Source organism: Paenibacillus timonensis (assembly GCF_022427145.1).
GTDB classification, from domain to species: Bacteria; Bacillota; Bacilli; order Paenibacillales; family Paenibacillaceae; genus Fontibacillus; species Fontibacillus timonensis.
Genome location: NZ_JAKSXN010000010.1, coordinates 1 through 18,903, shown reverse-complemented (window position 1 = coordinate 18,903; position 18,903 = coordinate 1). Strand labels below are relative to the sequence as shown.

At 58.2% G+C, this 18,903-nt stretch carries 17 protein-coding genes; 4 read left to right on the top strand and 13 right to left on the bottom strand.

Features of this window, described 5'->3' with window-relative positions:
• Window positions 1-104 precede the first annotated feature (104 nt).
• The 5 genes from MJ257_RS05510 to MJ257_RS05490 all read right to left on the bottom strand — a co-directional run bounded on the left by MJ257_RS05510 (window position 105) and on the right by MJ257_RS05490 (window position 5,890).
• Window positions 105-1,145 (bottom strand): ABC transporter substrate-binding protein, encoded by a 1,041-nt coding sequence (locus MJ257_RS05510; protein WP_240268293.1) that lies wholly within the window; start codon window positions 1,143-1,145, stop codon window positions 105-107.
• Window positions 1,146-1,304: 159 nt separating this feature from the next.
• On the bottom strand, window positions 1,305-2,267 hold the full coding sequence (yjfF, locus tag MJ257_RS05505) for a galactofuranose ABC transporter, permease protein YjfF (protein WP_240268292.1): 963 nt from the start codon (window positions 2,265-2,267) through the stop codon (window positions 1,305-1,307).
• A complete protein-coding gene (locus tag MJ257_RS05500; RefSeq protein ID WP_240268291.1) occupies window positions 2,260-3,288 on the bottom strand; it encodes an ABC transporter permease in 1,029 nt (342 codons plus the stop codon). Before MJ257_RS05500 ends, yjfF begins: the two co-directional genes overlap by 8 nt.
• Window positions 3,285-4,805: a sugar ABC transporter ATP-binding protein gene (locus tag MJ257_RS05495; protein WP_240268290.1), complete on the bottom strand. Its 1,521-nt coding sequence runs from the start codon at window positions 4,803-4,805 to the stop codon at window positions 3,285-3,287. Before MJ257_RS05495 ends, MJ257_RS05500 begins: the two co-directional genes overlap by 4 nt.
• Window positions 4,806-4,819: 14 nt before the next feature.
• Window positions 4,820-5,890: an ABC transporter substrate-binding protein gene (locus tag MJ257_RS05490; RefSeq protein ID WP_240268289.1), complete on the bottom strand. Its 1,071-nt coding sequence runs from the start codon at window positions 5,888-5,890 to the stop codon at window positions 4,820-4,822.
• 248 nt (window positions 5,891-6,138) lie between these two features.
• Here MJ257_RS05490 and MJ257_RS05485 point away from each other — a divergent pair, with 248 nt between their 5' ends.
• From MJ257_RS05485 to MJ257_RS05475, 3 genes are read left to right on the top strand one after another with little or no spacing between them, the layout of a single operon-like run.
• Complete coding sequence (locus MJ257_RS05485; protein WP_240268288.1) at window positions 6,139-7,968, top strand: cache domain-containing sensor histidine kinase; 1,830 nt, start codon at window positions 6,139-6,141, stop codon at window positions 7,966-7,968.
• Window positions 7,943-9,610, top strand: coding sequence for a helix-turn-helix domain-containing protein (locus MJ257_RS05480; protein WP_240268287.1), 1,668 nt, complete (start codon window positions 7,943-7,945; stop codon window positions 9,608-9,610). The genes MJ257_RS05485 and MJ257_RS05480 overlap by 26 nt, the downstream gene beginning before the upstream one ends.
• On the top strand, window positions 9,579-10,658 hold the full coding sequence (locus MJ257_RS05475; RefSeq protein WP_240268286.1) for a substrate-binding domain-containing protein: 1,080 nt from the start codon (window positions 9,579-9,581) through the stop codon (window positions 10,656-10,658). Before MJ257_RS05480 ends, MJ257_RS05475 begins: the two co-directional genes overlap by 32 nt.
• A 76-nt stretch (window positions 10,659-10,734) precedes the next feature.
• Here MJ257_RS05475 and MJ257_RS05470 read toward each other — a convergent pair whose 3' ends face one another.
• The 7 genes from MJ257_RS05470 to MJ257_RS05440 form a co-directional block, all read right to left on the bottom strand.
• Window positions 10,735-11,337 carry a P-loop nucleotide/nucleoside kinase family protein gene (locus MJ257_RS05470; protein WP_240268285.1) on the bottom strand — a complete coding sequence of 201 codons (603 nt, stop codon included), beginning with the start codon at window positions 11,335-11,337 and terminating at the stop codon, window positions 10,735-10,737.
• 171 nt (window positions 11,338-11,508) lie between these two features.
• Window positions 11,509-12,054, bottom strand: coding sequence for an NADPH-dependent FMN reductase (gene ssuE / locus MJ257_RS05465; RefSeq protein WP_240268284.1), 546 nt, complete (start codon window positions 12,052-12,054; stop codon window positions 11,509-11,511).
• Window positions 12,055-12,233: 179 nt separating this feature from the next.
• The gene (locus MJ257_RS05460) at window positions 12,234-13,931 is read right to left on the bottom strand and encodes an NAD(P)H-hydrate dehydratase (protein ID WP_240268283.1); all 1,698 of its coding nucleotides are present in this window, start codon (window positions 13,929-13,931) and stop codon (window positions 12,234-12,236) included.
• Window positions 13,932-13,960: 29 nt separating this feature from the next.
• Complete coding sequence (locus tag MJ257_RS05455; protein ID WP_240268282.1) at window positions 13,961-14,629, bottom strand: NAD(P)-dependent oxidoreductase; 669 nt, start codon at window positions 14,627-14,629, stop codon at window positions 13,961-13,963.
• Between the two features lie 234 nt (window positions 14,630-14,863).
• Complete coding sequence (locus MJ257_RS05450) at window positions 14,864-15,247, bottom strand: DUF1634 domain-containing protein (protein WP_240268281.1); 384 nt, start codon at window positions 15,245-15,247, stop codon at window positions 14,864-14,866.
• Window position 15,248: 1 nt separating this feature from the next.
• Complete coding sequence (locus MJ257_RS05445) at window positions 15,249-16,055, bottom strand: sulfite exporter TauE/SafE family protein (protein ID WP_372489747.1); 807 nt, start codon at window positions 16,053-16,055, stop codon at window positions 15,249-15,251.
• A gap of 97 nt (window positions 16,056-16,152) precedes the next feature.
• Window positions 16,153-16,581 (bottom strand): GNAT family N-acetyltransferase, encoded by a 429-nt coding sequence (locus MJ257_RS05440; protein WP_240268279.1) that lies wholly within the window; start codon window positions 16,579-16,581, stop codon window positions 16,153-16,155.
• Window positions 16,582-16,714: 133 nt separating this feature from the next.
• On the opposite strand from MJ257_RS05440, the gene MJ257_RS05435 reads away from it, so the two are divergent.
• On the top strand, window positions 16,715-17,650 hold the full coding sequence (locus tag MJ257_RS05435; RefSeq protein ID WP_240268278.1) for a hypothetical protein: 936 nt from the start codon (window positions 16,715-16,717) through the stop codon (window positions 17,648-17,650).
• 99 nt (window positions 17,651-17,749) lie between these two features.
• Here MJ257_RS05435 and MJ257_RS05430 read toward each other — a convergent pair whose 3' ends face one another.
• Window positions 17,750-17,974, bottom strand: a complete 225-nt coding sequence (locus MJ257_RS05430) for a YezD family protein (RefSeq protein WP_178025137.1) — start codon at window positions 17,972-17,974, stop codon at window positions 17,750-17,752.
• Between the last annotated feature and the right edge of the window lie 929 nt (window positions 17,975-18,903).

Below are 18,903 nucleotides of genomic sequence, written 5' to 3'. Positions count from 1 at the left end.
ATTATAAAACAGTTGGGGGAGCTTGTGTATTTGGCGACAGGCCTTGGCCACCAGAACAGGAAGCCTCTAAGGAGGAGGCTCTCATTTCACGATCCTCGCCCGAACTAGTATTTTCGGTTATCCGCCTCCAACTCAGCGGTCACCTCGGTAAAGACCGTTTCGGGGGTGACAATCCTTTTGGGCAACGTTCTTCCTTCCGTCAGTTCCCTCACCGCCTGCATCAGATTCGGCCCGAGCAGCGGGTTGCATTCCACCACCGCGTTGATTTTGCCTTCGGCCATGCTTTTCAGCGCCCTGCGCGTCCCGTCGACGGATAGGATCACGATATCCTTCCCCGGCCTGAGCCCGTAAGCCTCGATGGCGTCGATGGCGCCTAGCGCCATGTCGTCATTATGAGCGTAGAGCACGGCAATCTCCCCGCCATGGCTCTGCAAAAAAGAGCGCATGACCTTCTCTCCTTGTTCCAGCGTAAAATCGGCATGCTCGCTTGCCAGCACTTTGAATCGCTCGTCCCCGAGGACCGTATCGGCAAATCCCCGGCCGCGATCAATCGAAGGCGTCGAACCCTCCGTCCCTTTTAATTCGACGATTCCGATTGGCCCGGGGCGGCCGACCATTTTGTCCAGCAAAAATTTGCCCGCCTTCTTCCCCTCTTCGTACAAATCGGAGCCGATCAAGGTCACGTAATTGGACGCATCGACCGCCCTGTCGACGATGATGACCGGGATTCCCGCCTCCTCCGCCTCGTCCAGAATCGGTTCCCATCCGGTCTGAATGACCGGAGCGATCGCGATCACGTCAACCTTTTGCGAGATAAAGCTGCGAACCGCCTCAAACTGCTTCTCCTGGGATTGCTCGGCATTTTCAAACAGCAGCTCGATGCCCGCCTCTTTGGCCGCAGTTTTGATCGATTGGCTATTCGCGTTCCGCCAGTCGCTCTCCGAACCTAGCTGGGAGAACCCCAGCACGATGCGGTGTTTCGCCGAAGCCGGTTCTCCGGACGAAAGCTCCGGGCTTGAGGTAACATAAGTCGTGGTCGTTTGATCCGTTTCGGCAGGGACCCAAGCTTCCTCTGCGGTTCCGGCCTGACAGCCGGAGAAGATGAACAGAAGCGCAAACAGGACCAGAAGTGGCGGAGGTTTCAATAGATATGAGCGATAACGCCTTTGCATGACTCGTCTCCCCCTATTTCGTGACATCCCTATTAACCGGAAGCTTATCACAAGCGATTTCTTTGGAAAAGAGCGAAAAAAACCTGAGCGTTTCGCCTCAGGTTTTTTTCGTGCGCATCCCCCTCATTCTCCTTACCCTCGCTCGGCGAAGCGCCGCTCGCCTAGCAGCCGCTGCAACAAAATGAACAGCAGAAGCAGGATGCCGATGACAATCCGCGTCCACCAGGAGCTGAGCGTCCCTTCAAAGCTGATGATGGTCTGAATGACGCCCTGGATCAGAACCCCGAAGAAGGTGCCGACCACATACCCAACGCCGCCGGTCAGCAAGGTACCGCCGATGACCACCGCAGCGATCACATCGAGCTCCATTCCGTTCGCGTGAAGCCCGTATCCGGACAGCATATAGAACGTGAATACGACGCCGGCCAACGCGGAGCATAAACCGCTAAAGCCGTACACCATTATTTTCGTACGGGCTACCGGCAACCCCATCAGCAAGGAAGAAGCCTCGCTTCCGCCGATGGCGTACGTGTTACGCCCGAATTTCGTGTAGTGGGCCAGGTAAATGCCAAGGGCAACTACCACCAGGGCGATGATGACGCTAATCGATACGAAATGATCGCCCGGCAATTTGATCTTCGTCTGGGCCACCGCCGTATAGAAGGCATTATCGATCGTAATCGTGTTAATGCTGATGACGTAGCACAGGCCGCGGGCCAGGAACATCCCCGCCAGCGTGACGATAAACGGCTGGATGTTGAAATAATGGATCGCCGCCCCCATCGCCGTTCCGAATACGATGCCCATGGTCAGAACAAGCAAGATCACAAGCGCAGGCGGCCACCCCTGCTGCAGCAAGCTCGCGGAAACCATCGTCGTCAAGGCGATCACCGAGCCGACGGACAAATCGATCCCGCCGGACACGATCACGAAGGTCATGCCGACCGCAGTAATGAGCAGAAAAGCGTTGTCGATCAGCAGATTGAGCAGCACCTGCCCGGAGAAGAACCCCGTATACCGGAACGAACCGGCGATAAACATCAACAGGAAGAGGCCGATCGTCACCCCTAACGGAATATAATTACGCTTAAGCATGCGGCTTCACCCCCGGTTTCGCTGCGGCCGGCGTTCCTGGTTTCCGTTTCCCGCCCAGGGCAGCCCGGAATTGATCCGACTGAATCAAACAAACCGCGAGCACCACAACGGCCTTAACCACTAAGGTGATTTCCGGCGGCACGCCCACCATGTAAATCGTCGTCGTCAGCGTCTGGATAATAAGCGCCCCCACCAGCGTTCCCGCCAAGTGGAAGCGGCCGCCGTTCAGCGAGGTACCACCGATAACGACGGCCAAAATCGCGTCCAGCTCGTACCATTGCCCGGCATTGTTCCCGTCGGCGCTCGAAACGTTGGAGCTGAGCAGCAGGCCGGCCATCCCCGCGCATAAGCCGCAGAACGAATACACGGCCAAAGTAACCGTCCGTGACCGGACGCCTGCCAACCGGCTGGCGGTCGGCTTGCAGCCGACCGCCTCGATAAACAGGCCCAGCGCGGTTTTGCGGGTCAGCAGGGATGCGGCCGCGAACACCACCGCTACGACAAAGATCGAAAACGGCAGCGAGAACAAAAAACCCGCCCCCAGATACTGATACTTCGGGCTCTGTACCGTGATGATCTGGCCGTTTGTGATCAACTGGGCGATGCCACGTCCGGCGACCATCAAGACCAAGGTGGCGATGATGGGCTGAATGCCGATCCGGGAAACGAGAAATCCGTTCCAGAGGCCAAGCATGATGGACAGAACGAGCGCAAGGCCGGCCGCGGCCAGCACGGAGATCAAGCTGTTCGGGTCCACCGACTGGCTAATCTGCAAACAGGCCATCGCTCCCGCAATCGCCACGACCGAGCCCACGGAGAGATCGATGCCGCCGGTGGCGATGACCAAGGTCATCCCGATCGCCACGAGAATCAGCGGGGAACCAAAATTCAAGATATCGATCAGACTGCCGTACAGATGGCCGTCCCGCACCTTGATCGAGAAGAAGTCCGGCGAATAAATCAGATTAAAGAGCAGCAGCAAGGCGAGCACCAACAAAGGCCATACCAAACGATGCTTCATTTTCCCTTCTCCCCTCCAGCGATCGCCTGCATCACCTGCTGTTGATTCATTTCGGCGCCCCTCATCTCTTTCACCTTTCGGCGGTCGCGGAGCACGGCAATCCGATCGCTCACCCGAAGCACTTCCTCCAGCTCGGAGGAGATGAACAACACGCTCATCCCCTTCTCTGCCAGCGTCAATACCAGTTTCTGAATTTCCGTCTTGGCGCCGATGTCGATTCCGCGTGTAGGCTCATCCAGAATGAGCAGCTTGGGCTCGGTCACCAGCCAGCGGGCCAGCAGAACCTTCTGCTGGTTCCCCCCGCTCAGGTTGCGGATCAATTGCTCCGAATCGGGCGGGTGAATATTCAGCAGGCGGATGTACTCCTCCGCGATTTCTTCCTGTCGCTTGCGCGGAATCGCGCGGAACCATCCCTTGGCCGCCTGAAGCGCCAATACGATGTTTTCCCGGACGGTCAAATCATCGATAATACCTTCCTTTTTCCGATTCTCGGAGCAAAAGGCGATGCCTTCGTCGATGGCCTGACGGGGGGAGTGGATACTCCCGCCGCCGGCCGTTTCGAGGCTTCCCTGATCGCGCCGGTCCGCCCCGAAGAGGAGCCGGGCCATCTCGGTCCGGCCGGAGCCAAGCAACCCGGCCAATCCGACAATCTCTCCCTGGTGAATCTGCAAATCAAAGGGCTCAATCGAACCTTGCTTCCCCAATCCCACCGCGTTAAGCAGCCATTTCCCCTCCGGCTTGCCGCCGTCCTCCGCAGAGTTGGGGAACTCCTCCAGCAACTCCAGTTCCTTGCCGATCATCTTCGAGACCAACTCGATCCGGGGAAGCTCGCTCACAAGGGATTCCCCCATGAACTCCCCGCCGCGAAGGATCGTAATCCGGTCGGAGATTTCGTAGACCTGATCCAGAAAATGCGTGACGAACAAGATCGCCAGCCCTTCCCGCTTCAGCTTCCGCATAATGGCAAATAACTGCTGGACCTCGCTCTCGTCCAAGCTGGAGGTCGGTTCGTCCAGGATCAACACTTTGGCGGAAATGCTGAGCGCCCGCGCAATGGCAATCAACTGCTGAACCGCGACCGAATAAAATTCGAGCGGACGGGTCACGTCGATGTCCAAGTTCAGCCTTTCCTTAAGCAGACGCTCCGCGTTCAGGTTCATTTCTTTCCAACGGACCCGGCCGAACCGGTACGGTTCGTGACCGATATACATGTTTTCCGCAACGGACAAGTTCGGGCAAAGGTTGATCTCCTGGTACACGGTGCTGATGCCTGCAAGCTGCGCCTCCTGGGGACTATGCACCCTGACCGGCTTCCCTTCCATCTCCACAAGCCCATGGTCCGCGGCATAAACCCCGGTCAGCACCTTGATCAAGGTCGATTTGCCGGCACCATTCTCGCCCATCAGCGCATGCACCTCACCGGGAAACAGCCGGAAATCCACGTTTTTCAATGCTTTTACGCCGGGAAACGTTTTATGGATCCCCGACATGTGCAGAATCGGTTCCATAAGTTCCATATCCGTCATCTCGCTTAATACTTCCGGTTAGGCAGCTCGCGTTTGGCGTCTTCGGACGTAAACACACCCTCTTCGGTCACGATCCGCTTCTCGATTTCCTTGCCGGCGACGACATCCTGAACGGCTTGCATCAGCTGGGGTCCCAGCAACGGGTTACATTCCACGATAAAATTGATCTTGCCTTCGCTCGCCGCGACGAACCCGTCCTTGACGCCGTCCACCGTGATAATGATGATATCCTTGCCCGGTTTCAAACCGGCCGCTTCAATGGCCTGGATGGCGCCAAGCCCCATATCGTCGTTGTGGGCGTACAGCACATCGATCTTCTTGTTCGCCTTCAGGAAGGACTGCATGACTTCTTTCCCTTTCGCCCGGGTAAAGTCACCCGTTTGCGAAGCGATCACCTTCAGATTGGGATTCGACGCAATCACTTCCGCGAAGCCCTTCTGGCGGTCAATCGCCGGCGCGGAACCGGTCGTTCCCTGGAGCTCCACGATATTGACCTCCTCGGTCGAGTCCTTGTATTGGTCGAGCAGCCATTGTCCAGCCCGGCGTCCCTCTTCCACGAAGTCGGAACCGATGAACGTCTTATACAGCGTGTCGTCAGGCGAATCGACCGCTCTGTCGGTCAGAATCACCGGAATCCCGGCATCCTTGGCCTCCTTCAGCACGGTATCCCAGCCCGACTCCACCACCGGCGAAAAGGCGATGACATCCACCTTCTGCTGGATGAAGGTACGAATCGCTTTAATCTGGTTTTCCTGCTTCTGCTGGGCGTCAGAGAATTTCAGATCGATGCCGGCTTCTTTGGCCGATTCCTGGATCGATTTCGTGTTCGCCGTTCTCCACCCGCTCTCCGCTCCGACCTGCGAAAATCCGAGCACGATTTGTTTGCTCTCCGTGGTTGTGTCCTTCGCATTCTCCGTCGTTGCGCTGTTTGTCGAATTGGTTTGCTCCGCCGGTTTGCCGCCGTTATTCGCCGGCTCCTTGGCATTCGCGCCTGAGCCGCTGCCGCCGCAAGCGGAAGCAAAGAGCAGCAATAAAGAAGCCGCTACAATCAATCCGGATTTTTTGAATGAAACCATGATCAAATTCCTCCCCTTTTTGGATCACCATTGTCTGGCGTGCCCTGATTATAAAACGCTTTCATTTCTGCAGGATACGGAGGATGATCGCGGTCGTTTGCGTTTTCTTTCGTTTCTTTGCCGCGCTGACGCCGGTCCGGTTTGTTTTTTTGCGGCGATCTTTTGATTTTTTATGAATGATTGCGTTTTCAAGGGGGTTGCTTCATAATATGGGATCAAAAGAGCCCTTCTTGAAAGGCAGGCCTCCCATGAAGCTGATCAATTGGATCTCCTCCAGCCTGCGCGCGAAACTTCTCCTGATGTTCCTGTGCCTGACCGTCATTCCGCTCATCGGAATCGGGCTGGTCGCTTATCAGAAATCCTACAACACGGTTTACGAAAACAGCAAAGCCAGCGCTGTGCTCACGGCGGATCAACTGGCGCGAAGCCTGGGGACGTTGTTCACCGACAGCAGCAAATTGCTCGAACTCGGCAACCATTCCCAGGTGCTGCATTTTCTCTACTCGCAAAACGACGCGTATGAAGATGCCAAAGAGATCCTGCGGACGATCGATTCCTACCGTCAAACCTACAAATACGAAAGCGTCCTGAACATCACCATGATCAACTTGTACGGAAGGGGCATCAGCGAGCGGCGTGGCGTTTTTGTGCTGGATAAAAACCCGCTGCGCAATCCCCATTTTGCCTATTTAATCGACAACCCCGACGTCGTGCTCACCGTCCCTCCGCTCGACGCCTTGGCACTGGATCATCCCGACGGTCTTCGGGAAAAACCCGCCATTTCGATCATGGCCGCCGTCAAGCAGCGGATCACGCACGAAACGATCGGTTTCATCGTCATCGAGGTGGATGCGTCTGCCGTAAGCCGGTTTTGCGACGAGGTCAAGGTGGGAAAGACGGGATTTTTTTATATCGTCGACGCCAGCGGGCGTCCGATCTTCATGCCCTCGGGGCTCGTCCCGGATCAAGTCCTGCCGGAGCGGGACGTCTTGGCCCGCATGGCTACCGGCGCTTTAAGCAGCTATGTGGACAAATCGGACGGCGGGCCGAAATTTATTTTCGCCTCCTCCCCCCAGGCCGCAGGCTGGAAAATCATCGGCCAGGTCCACTTGCGCGAAATCGTCAAAGAGGCCGATTCGATTCGGCAATTGATTATCGTCAGCGTGGCGCTGAGCATTTTATTCGCCGTTTCATTGCACTTCTTCATCTCCTCCCGGCTTACACGCCCGCTCAAGCTGCTGAAAAACAAGATGAAGCTTGCCGCGTCCGGCTTTCTGGAATCAAAGGTCACGCCCGCAGGCAACGATGAAGTCGCCGAGTTGGGACGCAGCTATAACATCATGCTGGGAAAAATCAAGACCCTGCTCGAGCAAAGCATCCGGGAGCAGGAAGAGATGAAGAAAGCCGAATTGCGCGCCTTGCAAGCTCAGATTAACCCCCACTTCCTGTACAATACGCTCGATTCGATCTTGTGGATGGCGGAAGCCGGCAAAAACGACCGGGTCATCACGTTGGTGCAATCGCTCTCCCGCCTCTTCCGCATCAGTTTAAACCGAGGGCGCGACTGGATTCCCCTGGAGAAAGAAATCGAGCACGTCCACAGCTACCTGATTATCCAACAGATGAGGTATCGCGATATTTTGGAATACCGGATCGAGGTAGAGCCGTATCTTCTCCCCTGCCCCGTTCTCAAAATGACACTCCAGCCGATCGTGGAAAATGCGCTGTATCACGGCATCAAAAATAAACGGGGCAAAGGGATGATCACGGTGTCGGCCCAGGAAACCGCGGCATGCGAGCTCCAGCTTACGGTACGGGACAACGGATGCGGAATGCCTTCCGATAAGCTTGAGCGGCTGCGCCGCGATTTGTTGAACGGACGCCTGCCCGTGGAAACCGGCGAAGAAGTGTCAGGCGGATTTGGCCTTCATAACGTCCATCAGCGGATCAAGCTTTTTTACGGAGAATCCTACGGGGTTCGGATCGACAGCGTTGCCGGGGAAGGAACGACCGTAACGATAACCATTCCAAAAGGGCAAGGAGGAAGGACCGATGAAGAAAGTGCTGCTCGTCGATGATGAAATTCTCGTCAGAGAGAACATTCGGGATTGCGTTCCGTGGGAACGGGAAGGCTTCCATTATCTCGGCGACGCCTCCGACGGGGAGCTCGCTCTGCCGATGATCGAGCAGCTGCAGCCCGATATCTTGATCACGGACATCAAAATGCCGTTCATGAACGGCCTCGAGTTATGTGACGTGGTGCGTTCCAAATTCCCTCAGATCAAAATCATTATTCTGAGCGGACACGGAGAATTCGATTATGCCAGAAAGGCGCTCAGCCTCGGAGTCGAGGAGTATTGCCTGAAGCCGATCAGCGCCTCGGATCTGGTTGGTCTGCTTCGCGGGGTAAGCGACAAAATCGATCAGGAGCGAAACGAAAAGGACCGGCTCGCCGAATTGATGCGCCGAGAGCTGGAGAAAGCCGGCAATTCACAGCATAAATTGTTAAGCGATTTATGCGGCGGACTATTGTCGGCGCCCGAGGCTATTCAATCGGCCGAGCATTTGTCGGTTCCGCTTGTCGCCCGCTGGTACGCCGTAGCCATTACCGATATGCGTCCTATGGAACCGTCCGAAGTCATGGATGCCGCAGGCGGCATGGAATGGATGGATCTGCTGGAGCACGTTCGGCTGGAGTGCGCCCGTGGTCAAATGCTGCAGTATCCGGCCAGCCGCACCAAGACGGTATATATTGTCAAAGGGGATACGGAAAGTGCGGCCAAGCAGGTTTTGGACCCCTTTCGCCGAATGCTGGCCCTCCTCGAAGAGACGGCCTGCCGTTTCCCGCTCTCCCTTGGAATCGGATCGGGCCATGAACGCATCCAGGGCATTCATCTCTCCTTTCTTGAAGCGGAGGAATCGTTGCACTGGCAGCGGCTTACGCGGCAAAACCGGCAAAACCTGCTGGAGGTGACGCGCAGCTCCATTCAGCACAACATTTTATTGGACCGGCAGGCCTTCATTCGGTTTCTCAAGATCGGAACCTCCCGGGAGCTGTCCTCCTTCATCCCCGAATTCGCCGCCGTGCTTCAACCGATCGATTGGGATGCAACCCTAACCGGTTACTATATCCTGAACGATCTGACGTTGGAAGTGTTCAAGGTTGCCGAAGAGTCCGTCCGGGGAGCCGGCGACTCCGAACAAAGCCTTCGCGCGTTTCAGGGACGGATCGAAGCGGTGCGCTGCTGGGAGGAAGCCTGCGTTTATTTGACCCACCTGGTGGAACAGTTCTGGCTGTGGCGCGCAAGATCCGCCGATCGTTACGCTGACCTGCTTCATCGGGTCAAGGAATATATCACGGCCAATCATGACAAAAGTTATATTTCCTTGCAGCATGCCGCCGAGCACGTCAACATGAGCCCGAGCCATCTTAGCAAAATTTTCAGTCAGGAAACCGGTCAGACCTTTATTGAATTTTTGACGGAAACGAGGATTCGTAAAGCGATGGAGCTGCTGCAGTCGACGCAGTGCAAAACGTATGAAATCGCTTGTCAGGTCGGATATAGCGATCCGCATTATTTCTCGAACCTGTTCAAGCGGGTGACCGGGATGACGACGACCGAATTCCGCAAGCATGGCGCAATGTCCTCCGCCCGGACCAGCGTTCGCATTGCAAGGGGGGAATCGCATGATCGTGCCGTCTCAGGGTCGATGGAATAATCTTTCGAAAGGGATCGCTTGGTTAGGGGGGCTGGTGAACGCACATGCCTTTTGGCCAGTTTTAGGTTCGCTGTTGGTTCTGTCGCTCACGGGATGCCATGGGGCGTCGTCCCCCGCGACGGAAGGTGGAGGCGCAATCGAAACAGCATCGACCACCGCACCCTCCACAGTCCATACGCCTACGGCTCCCCCGCAGCTCCAGGCGCCGAAATTCATCTTCGGCATCATCTATCCGATGGCGCATCCCTTTTATGAGGAAATCACGCGGCTCGCGGAGGAGGCGGGCTCTCCCGAGAACGTGAGGCTTGTCGTTAAAGCTCCCGAAACCGTAAGCGCGGAACAACAAATCCATATGATGGAGACGATGATTCAACAGCAGGTCGATGGAATCGCGATTTCCCCGATCGACTCCGGCGCGCTCACTCCGGTCATCAACAAGGCGGTAGACGCCGGAATTCCCGTCATCTGCTTTGAATCGGACGCCCCGGACAGCCGGCGTTCGGCTTATATCGGCACGGACAACGTGGAAGCCGGAGCGGAAATGGGCCGCGTGATCAAGAAAAAGATGAAAAACAAGGGCATGGTCCTCGTCGCGTCCGGCGTTCAGTCGATGAGCCAGAACCAGGACCGTCTGCAGGGTTTGCTGAATTTCTTGCATGGCGAAACGAATATCCAGGTGTTAGAGGTGCGCCATGACGAGGGAGACGACGGCAAAGCGCTGGCCGATCTGGAGGCCATGATCGATGCCCATCCCCACTTCGACGCCTTCATCTCGACCGATCTCACCTCCAGCTCCGCCTCGGTGCTCGTCTGGAAAGCGATGGGGCTCAACCGCTATGCCGTCGCTTTTCATATGACGCCGGAAATGAAGGAAGGTCTGCGCAACGGACAAATTACTTCCGTGCTTTCGCAAAATGAGGAGGGCTGGGGCGGTCTGCTGGTCGGCCAACTGCTTCGGCTGGCCCGCGGCGAGCAGGTTCCCGCCTTTACCGACACCGGCCGTACCGTCATCGACGGCTCATCGGAGGCGTTGGCAACCCATCCATAGGGAATTACGGCATGCCTGCTAAAAATCAAGAAGCCCTTCCTGCGGACCGGCCGCGGAAAGGGCTTCTCTTCGTTATTTAAGCTTGTCCTTCTTCTCCTAAGACAAAGCGGTAAACCCTGTCCGCCTTCTCCTCCGTCAACTCGCCGCTGTTGTCGAATTCGAGGATGGATGAGGCCGGGATCTCCCAGTTTACCTCCGGCACGAACTGCACGCGGTGCTTGAAATCGTCCCAATGCTCCAGCTTCCAGGTATCGCGGTCCGTGCAACGGTCGATGATTCTTTCCTTTTGGGTTTCCATGTCCTTCAACGTGACGACGACGACCTTGACGTCCACTTCCCGCTTGGACAACCCAGCTTCTTGAAGGAGCGTTTCGAGCCAGTCCTTGCTTTTCAGTTCCGCCGTGAACGGGGAAATCATAAAGACGTTTTGGCCGGCCGCCAAATTCTCGATGCAGATGTCGCGCGTCGTATCGTACTCCAGGTCACGCAGGTGCTTCTTGTAAAACTCGGAGTCGCGGTCGTTCACATCCAAGCCGTTCATCTCCAGGATTTTCTCCACAAAACGGCCCCCCACCGTATCGCGGTCCAAAAAAGCCGCCGGCATCCGTCCAGCCAGCTTGCGGGCTACCGTCGTTTTCCCCGTACCGGCGACCCCTACGAAAAAGACCAATTTCAACATGATGTCAAAGTATCCTCCTTCGGCAATTGCGAGCAGTTATGTATTTTGTCCTATTGTACCATTTTTCGTCCGATTGCGCCGTTGGCCGTCGCCATAAGAAAAAAAACCGGCCCGGGAAGTTTCCCGGAAACCGGCGATTCAAGCCCATCCACCGCGATCCGCACAGATTACTTAGGACTGCTGCCCCTGCCGCAGCCGCGTTTCCCGGACGAGCTCCTTGACGTTCTCCTCGAGCCGGCTGCGCAGCTCCTCGGCGATTTCGAAACCGCCGGCCTCGGTACGTGCCACTTGGGCATCCACGGTATAGACGCCGCCTAAAATATAACGTGCGCCCAGCACGGACAGGACCGGCTTCAGCGCGTAATCGATCGTAAGCAGGTGCGCGAGACTGCCCCCGATAAAGAGCGGCAGCACCACTTTGCCGGCCAGGCCCTTTTGCGGCACCAGATCCAGAAACGTCTTCAGCACGCCGGTATACGACGCTTGATAAACGGGGCTGGCTACAATGATCGCATCCGCTCCGGCTACCAGCGCATTCGCTTTCACGATCGCTTCGCTTTCGAATTTAGTATGGATCAAATCCTCCGGCGGCAGCTCCCCCACGTTCAAATGGCTGACTTCGAAGCCTTCGCCGCGCAGCAGCTCCTCCGTCAGCGCAATCACTGCCCCAAGCCGGGATCCCGGCGTTGGACTGCCGTTAATGACTGTAACCTTCATCTCGGATTCTCCCCTTTTCTATTAGAGTTTGTTCGTCTTCCCGCGAATCCCGACGAATTCCCTAAATTTTAAAACGATGCTATCAAGATTTGCCTGAAAAGTCAATCCAGACGGGGCGTCCGTCTGGGCACCCGCTATCGTCACGTTCAACCGATGGGAGCGTTAAGCACGCGCGTTTGTTACAGCGCTTCGATGATATCCCCGGCGAGCAGCGACGCCGGGTTGCCCCTGCGGGCTGCGGCCGCGCGCTCGCCGGCTTGGCCGTGCAGGTAGACGCCGAACGCCGCGGCTTGCACGGCGTCCAGGCCCTGGGCCAGCAGCCCGGCGATCAGGCCGGTCAACACGTCCCCTGAGCCCCCGGTCGCCATGCCGGGGTGCCCGGTGACGTTGACGAACACGCGGCCGTCCGGGGCCGCCACCACGGTGCGCGCGCCCTTCAGCACGAGCGTTACGCCGTGCTGGATCGCGAAGCGCCGCGCCAAGCCGATGCGGTCCCGTTGCACCTCGGCCGTGGACAGGCCGGCCAGCCGGGCCATCTCGCCGGGATGCGGCGTCAGGATTGTCGCCGCATCCCGGTGCCGCCACGCCGAGAGGCCGTTCGCGGCGGCGAGGATGTTCAGGGCGTCCGCGTCCACCACGAGGGGACGCGGGGCGCCCTCCCATACGGCGCGCAAGAAGCCGTCCTCGCCCGGGAAGCGGCCCAGCCCCGGGCCGACGGCGAGCACGTCGCGCGCCTCCAGCAGCCGCAGCAGCTCGGACGACGCTGCGGCGTTCCACGCGCCGGCTTCGCCGCCGGCCGGCGCGAGCATCAACTCGGGCACGGCCCCGAGCACATGCGGCAGCAACGCCTCCGGCAGCGCCCACGTGACGAGGCCGCTGCCGGCGCGGAGCGCGGCTTTGGCGGCCAGCAGGCCGGCGCCGCTCATCGTGAGGCTGCCCGCCGCGAGCAGCACGTGCCCGTACGTGCCCTTGTGGCCGTCGGCCTCGCGCCGCCGGGCCGGGTCCACCCCGAGCTCGCCGCGCAGCGACGACTCGGCGAGCAGCACCCCCGCTTCCGCCGCGATGCCCGGCGGAAGCGCGCGGGGGATGCCGATATAGCGGACGACCACGTCCCCTGCGGCCCTCGCGCCCGGATATTGCGTTAGCCCCGCCTTCAGGAGGGCGAGGCACACGGTGATCCGGGCCTGGATGCACGGGTCGTGGACTGCGCCGGTATCGGCGTCCAGCCCGCTGGGGATGTCGGCTGCCACGATCGGCAGCCGGCTTTCGTTCGCCTCCCGGATGAGGGAGGCGTAGGCTCCCCGGGGCGCGCCCTTCGCCCCGGTGCCCAGCAAGGCGTCCACGATCCCCGTCACCCCGCGGGATCGGGCCGCCGCCACCGCGCCGGGCGTATACGTCTCGCCCGGTAGCCCCAGCGCTGCAGCGATGGCATGCTGCAGCAGCGCTTCGCCGCCGAGTCGCTCCGGCTCCTCGGCGTACAGCAGGCTCACCTGCACGCCCGCATCCGCCAAATGGCGGGCGCACACCAAGCCGTCGCCGCCGTTGTTCCCCTTGCCGACGAGGATCAGCCAATGCTCCGCCGGCAAAGGCGGCTGACCGCTGTCCCGGAGCGGTGCGGCCTCTCCCGCTCCGCCGTCAAGGCATGGACCGGGGTCGACATGATCCCGGTCCAACCCGTACGCTCCGGCTTGGCGCTCCCGGATCGTCTCCCCCGGGTGCTCCGGCAGCCGGCCTTCCCGCCGCCCCCGGCACAAAGCCAGCACCTCCTCGGCGATCGCGCGCCCGGCGTTCTCCATCAAGGCAACCGCCGGAATCCCGACCCGCTCGATCGCGTAGCGGTCCACGGCGCGCATTTGCTCCGACGTCACAAATTTCATTGGTTCCCCTCCCCCGCTCTTGCTCCTGCTTAGTACCCCACCGTGAATCGGGCACCGATATAATACGGATCTTCCGCCTCGTCCAGCAAGGCTGCCGCGTAGTCCTCCGCCGTAATCCGGCTGTTCTCCCGCTCGTCGACGACCAGGCGGTCCAGACCCAGCCGGAACACGCCCGTGCGCTTGCCCGGCTCGATGAGCGCCGGAGGGCTCAGCACGGTCCATTCCAGCTCCAACGTCCGGTATAGGCTTAGCGCCTCTTCATGGGCCCGGGCCAGCGGCCGCACTTCCTCGGGGAATTCCGGCGTATCCATCAACCGTACGCCCGGAGCGACCTCCAGCCCTCCTGCGCCGCCGACGGCGATCAACCGCCGGACGCCGCCGCGTTTAGCGCCTTCGATCAGCGAGCGCGTCGCCTCCTGCATTTCGTCCTCTTCCCCAAAACGCGGCCCGTACGCGCTGATCACGAGGTCCTGCCCCTGCACCAGCCTGGCGATCGAATCCGGGACCAGGATGTCCCCTTCGGCCATGACCAGGCTTCCGGCCTTTTTGGAGTCCGCCGGGACGAGTTGAGGCAGCCCCATCTCGTCGGCTCTCGCCCGGTCTCTAACCGCTGCCGTCACTTCATGTCCGCGGTGCAGCGCTTCCGCCGCTATTCTTTTTCCGATCGAGCCCGTCGCGCCAAACAATACGATCTTCATCTATCGCTTCGCCCCTTCTTCGCAGTTGGATGGTATTCCCAAGTTTTGCTGTTCTCATTATAAACATCCTGCCCCGGCAAGTCCAAAACAAACAGGGCTTCCCCGCTGCCATGCAGCCAGAGAAACCCCAAGTCACCTATCGAAGATCGATTGTTGCATTTTAGATATGTTGCAGGTTTTGCAACATTTATGCGTTCGTTCAGCCGTTCTATACCGCCCCTAAGCCCTTACCGTTTACCCCGCTTTTCCTAACGCGAAGCTCAGGATCAAAATCACGAACACGATCGCGGTGATGATGACATACCGGTAGTCCCGTTCCGCCCAGAACAGGAATAACGAGACGAAAACACGCAGTACCGGCGTCAGGATCAGCAGCAACAGGCCGGTCTGGATGACCGCGGCCGCCTTAAAGGCCAGCAGCCCGGACACGATAGCGCCGAAGCTGGTCGGATACGTATCCCCCGGATACCCGCTGTCTCCGGTCACTAAGAACTGGACAAGCCCAGCTACGATGACAATCGCGGCGAGGATAACGCCGATCCGCAGCATTTTGCTGATGGCCGTCTCGACCTCGAAGCTGCGGCTTTGCGCCTGCGCCGCTTCGTTATTGTCGCCCATGTCAGCCCCTCCATCCTTGATAGATCATTTGGAATGCCACGTACACCATCACCGGGATAAAAAGCTTACGGATCGTTTTGCTCTTCATCCGCTGCATGAGGCGCGACCCTACGGTAGCTCCGATCAATACGCCCAGTGCCACCGGCGCCGAGATAATCGGAATAATGTCGCCGCGAAGCAGATAAATGCCTGCACTGGCCGCCGCCGTTACGCCCATCATAAAATTGCTGGTGGCGCTCGACACCTTTAGTGGCATTTTCATAAATACGTCCATGGCCATCACTTTGAAGCTGCCGCTGCCAATGCCCAGCAGCCCGGAGATGACGCCTGCGCCGTACATGACTCCGAACCCCTCGTAAACGCGGTCTACGTTATAGGCGACGGTTTTGCCAAGCGCTTTGTCGTAATATTCTCCCTGCAGACCGAGCTTCTGAGCAACCGGATGCAACGGGACATTCTCCGGCACTTCCTGCTTGCCTTTCTTGATCATGGCATATGCGGAGTACAGCAAAAGTAACGCAAAAATGATATATAGTATCCGCGGGGCGATCAATGCCCCAATAAATGCACCGGTAATCGCCCCGACGGTCGTGGCGATCTCCAGAAACATGCCGACGCGCAAATTGGTGATCCGGTCGCGGATATACGCCACCGCCGAACCGCTTGAGGTTGCGATGACGGAGATGATGCTTGCCCCAATGGCGTGGTTGATGTCAACGCCAAACAGCAGCGTCAGCGCCGGCGTGACGATGATTCCCCCGCCCAATCCGAGAACGGAGCCGACGATTCCCGCCAGAATGGCGATCATGAAAATTTCGATTACTGTGGAAGTCAATCCGATGGCATCTCCTTTGCCCTGTACTTAATGCTTACCTGGTAGCTGACCTGCTTCGGACGCCTCCTTGTCAGTGCTTTCTCCAGAACATCCCGTGGCCGCCTGGTGCGGCATACTCGAAGCCGAATTGGCGGTACAGCTTGTCCGCCGGTACATCGGCGATCAGGCTGACGTAGGTTAGAGGCGGCGCGTGCCTCTCCAGAAACCCCATGATTTCGCCCATGATCGTTTTGCCTAAGCCTCTTCCCTGAAGGTCCGGACGCACGACGATGTCGACCACCTGCATAAAACAGCCGCCGTCCCCGATAATCCTCCCCATCCCCGCCAATCCTTTCTCATCATACAAGGAGACGGCGAATAAGGAGTTAGCTAGGCCAATCGCTGCACCTTCTTCGCTGCGCGGGCTCATTCCGGCTAGGTCGCGAAGCTTCAGGTAGTCGCTCACCCCGGGCGCCTCGCGGATGATTTTCACCCCAGCCCCGGTTTGCCGTTCATTCATGTGGATCCCTCCGCCTGCCGATTTTCTCGCAAGTTTTCACCAGTTTTCAAGTATACCATATTTATGAATCTCTTGAACCAAGCTTGAATCCGAACGGCACGTGTGCAATAGTTGAAGGAGGAATATGGAAAGGGTGATCGCCGTGTCACTGTCGGAATGGGTTGCTTGGCTGCAGTTGCCTGAACATTCCGCGTTAGCCGCCTTCCTGGCGTTGTCTGCGTTCCTCGCGCTGTACGGCGCGACGCGCCGCAAAATCGCCCGGGATGAACAAAGCCGGCTGGAATACGTCAACTCCACCTTGGATCGTTACGCCGCGGCGGCCGGATCGTTGATGTCCGCCATGGAACTTCCGTCGCAGTCTCACTTGGACCCCGTCGTCCAAAGGGGCCTGCGGGACAAGCTCCTGGCCTGCCGAGCCGCGCCGTATACCAGCGAGAATCTGCTGGCGCAAATCTCCGCATTTGCCGAGGACGGCGACGCCTCCCGCTTGCCCCTGCTGCTTAGAACGATCGAGCGGGAAAGCGAGTCCCTCATCGCCGAACGGGACAAGCTGTTTCGCCAGATGGAACGGCCCGGCTGGGGAAGCTGGCTCTGGCGCGTTTTTCGGCCCGTTTTACCGGCGTTGTTCGCCGCCGCTTTCTTTTTGACGCTGCTTTGGTTGTGGCGCTTGCTAGGTACGAGTCTCTTCGATGAGACGGAAACGGTTTGGGATCTGGCCGCCGGCTGGATGCGATTAACCTCGTGCTGGTTTGCTTTGCTGCTGCTTTATCTGGCGGTCATGGGGGGACGGAATCGCCATGTCAACGCGGTTCCAGCCCGGCTGCTCGCCACCCTGATCGCTTTGTTGGCCGCGGGCCATTTGGCTGGCAGCCGGTTTGCCCCCTATATTTGGGGCGCCCAGCTGCTTCTGTTTCTCGGCGGTTTCCGCCTGAACCGCCGCAAGCCGCGAAAGGCACGCCCGTACGTCGGCCACGACCCACTGCCGATGACGCCGGAAGCCGGAGAAGCCACCGCCCCCGTTGCCGTTCAAGCGCAAGGCCGCCTGGGAGAAGGCGAAACGCCGCAATAAGCGCAAACAACCCCGATTCCTCGCGGGCGGGGCAGGCATTGCTGCCTGACCGCCCGGGAATCGGGGTTGTTTTTATGATGATGGATTCCGGTGAGCGGTTTACCGCTGTCCGGATTCGCGCAAAGGTTTGGCCGCATGACGGGAAGCACCGGAAGCCCTGGAGGCGCTGCCCGGATTCAGCTCGTAACGCTTGCGTTCCGTGCGTTCCATTTGCACGATTTGGCCTTCATGGACGACGATGTTCAGCGAACCGAATTCCATGCCGCCCAGTTGTTCCGCGATCCGTTCCAGCCAGATTTCGTCGACTTTCAATGGTTTCGCCATCACCCTAACCCTCCCCTATATCGGTAAATCAAAAGTGATCCTTGGATCACGATGCTCTCGCAAAGCAGCCTAACCGACGTCGAATCTTGAATTCAGCCGAGCCTTCCGTTGCTCTCGTAGCTTCCAGCTACGCTCCGCTACTCAGTCTCTAGCTTCATCCAACCTTCTTGGTGCTCCAAACCTAACTTTTGATTCTTCATTTGTACCGGTAAATCAAAAGTGATCCTTGGATCACGATGCCCTCACTTAGCAGCCTAATCGACGTCGAATCTTGAATTCAGCCGAGCCTTCCGTTGCTCACGTAGCTTCCAGCTACGCTCCGCTACTCAGTCTCTAGCTTCATCCAACCTTCTTGGTGCTCCAAACCTAACTTTTGATTCTTCATTTATACCGGTAAATCAAAAGTGATCCTTCGATCACGATGCTCTCGCAAAGCAGCCTAACCGACGTCGAATCTTGAATTCAGCCGAGCCTTCCGCCCACTGACGTAGCTCCCAACGCCAAACTCTAGTTCAACCGACTATGCTCCGCGACCTCCAACACACTTTCGGCCTTCTAACGGAACCCAGAGCCGCTATTCGTCGGTTTCGCGAGGGTCTCGAATTCTAACGGAACCAGGAGACCTTATTTCGGCCAAATGCAGTGTTTTCTCTGCTAGATCCGCCAAATAAGGTCTCTGAGTTCCGTTACAGCGGGAAATAGTCGGGAAATGGGCAAATAACGGCTTTACGTTCCGTTAGGCGTCCGCCAATGCCAATGGCCACCCTGTACCCTTCGCTCGCCACCGCCACTCACCCTTCGCTACTCGTCACCCGCCCCCACTCCCAGCACTCCGCACACTGCTTTCTACTTGCTGCCACATCAACGCCGAATTTAGTTCAACCCGCTACACTACGCCAACTCACGACCTCCAACACACTTTCGACCTT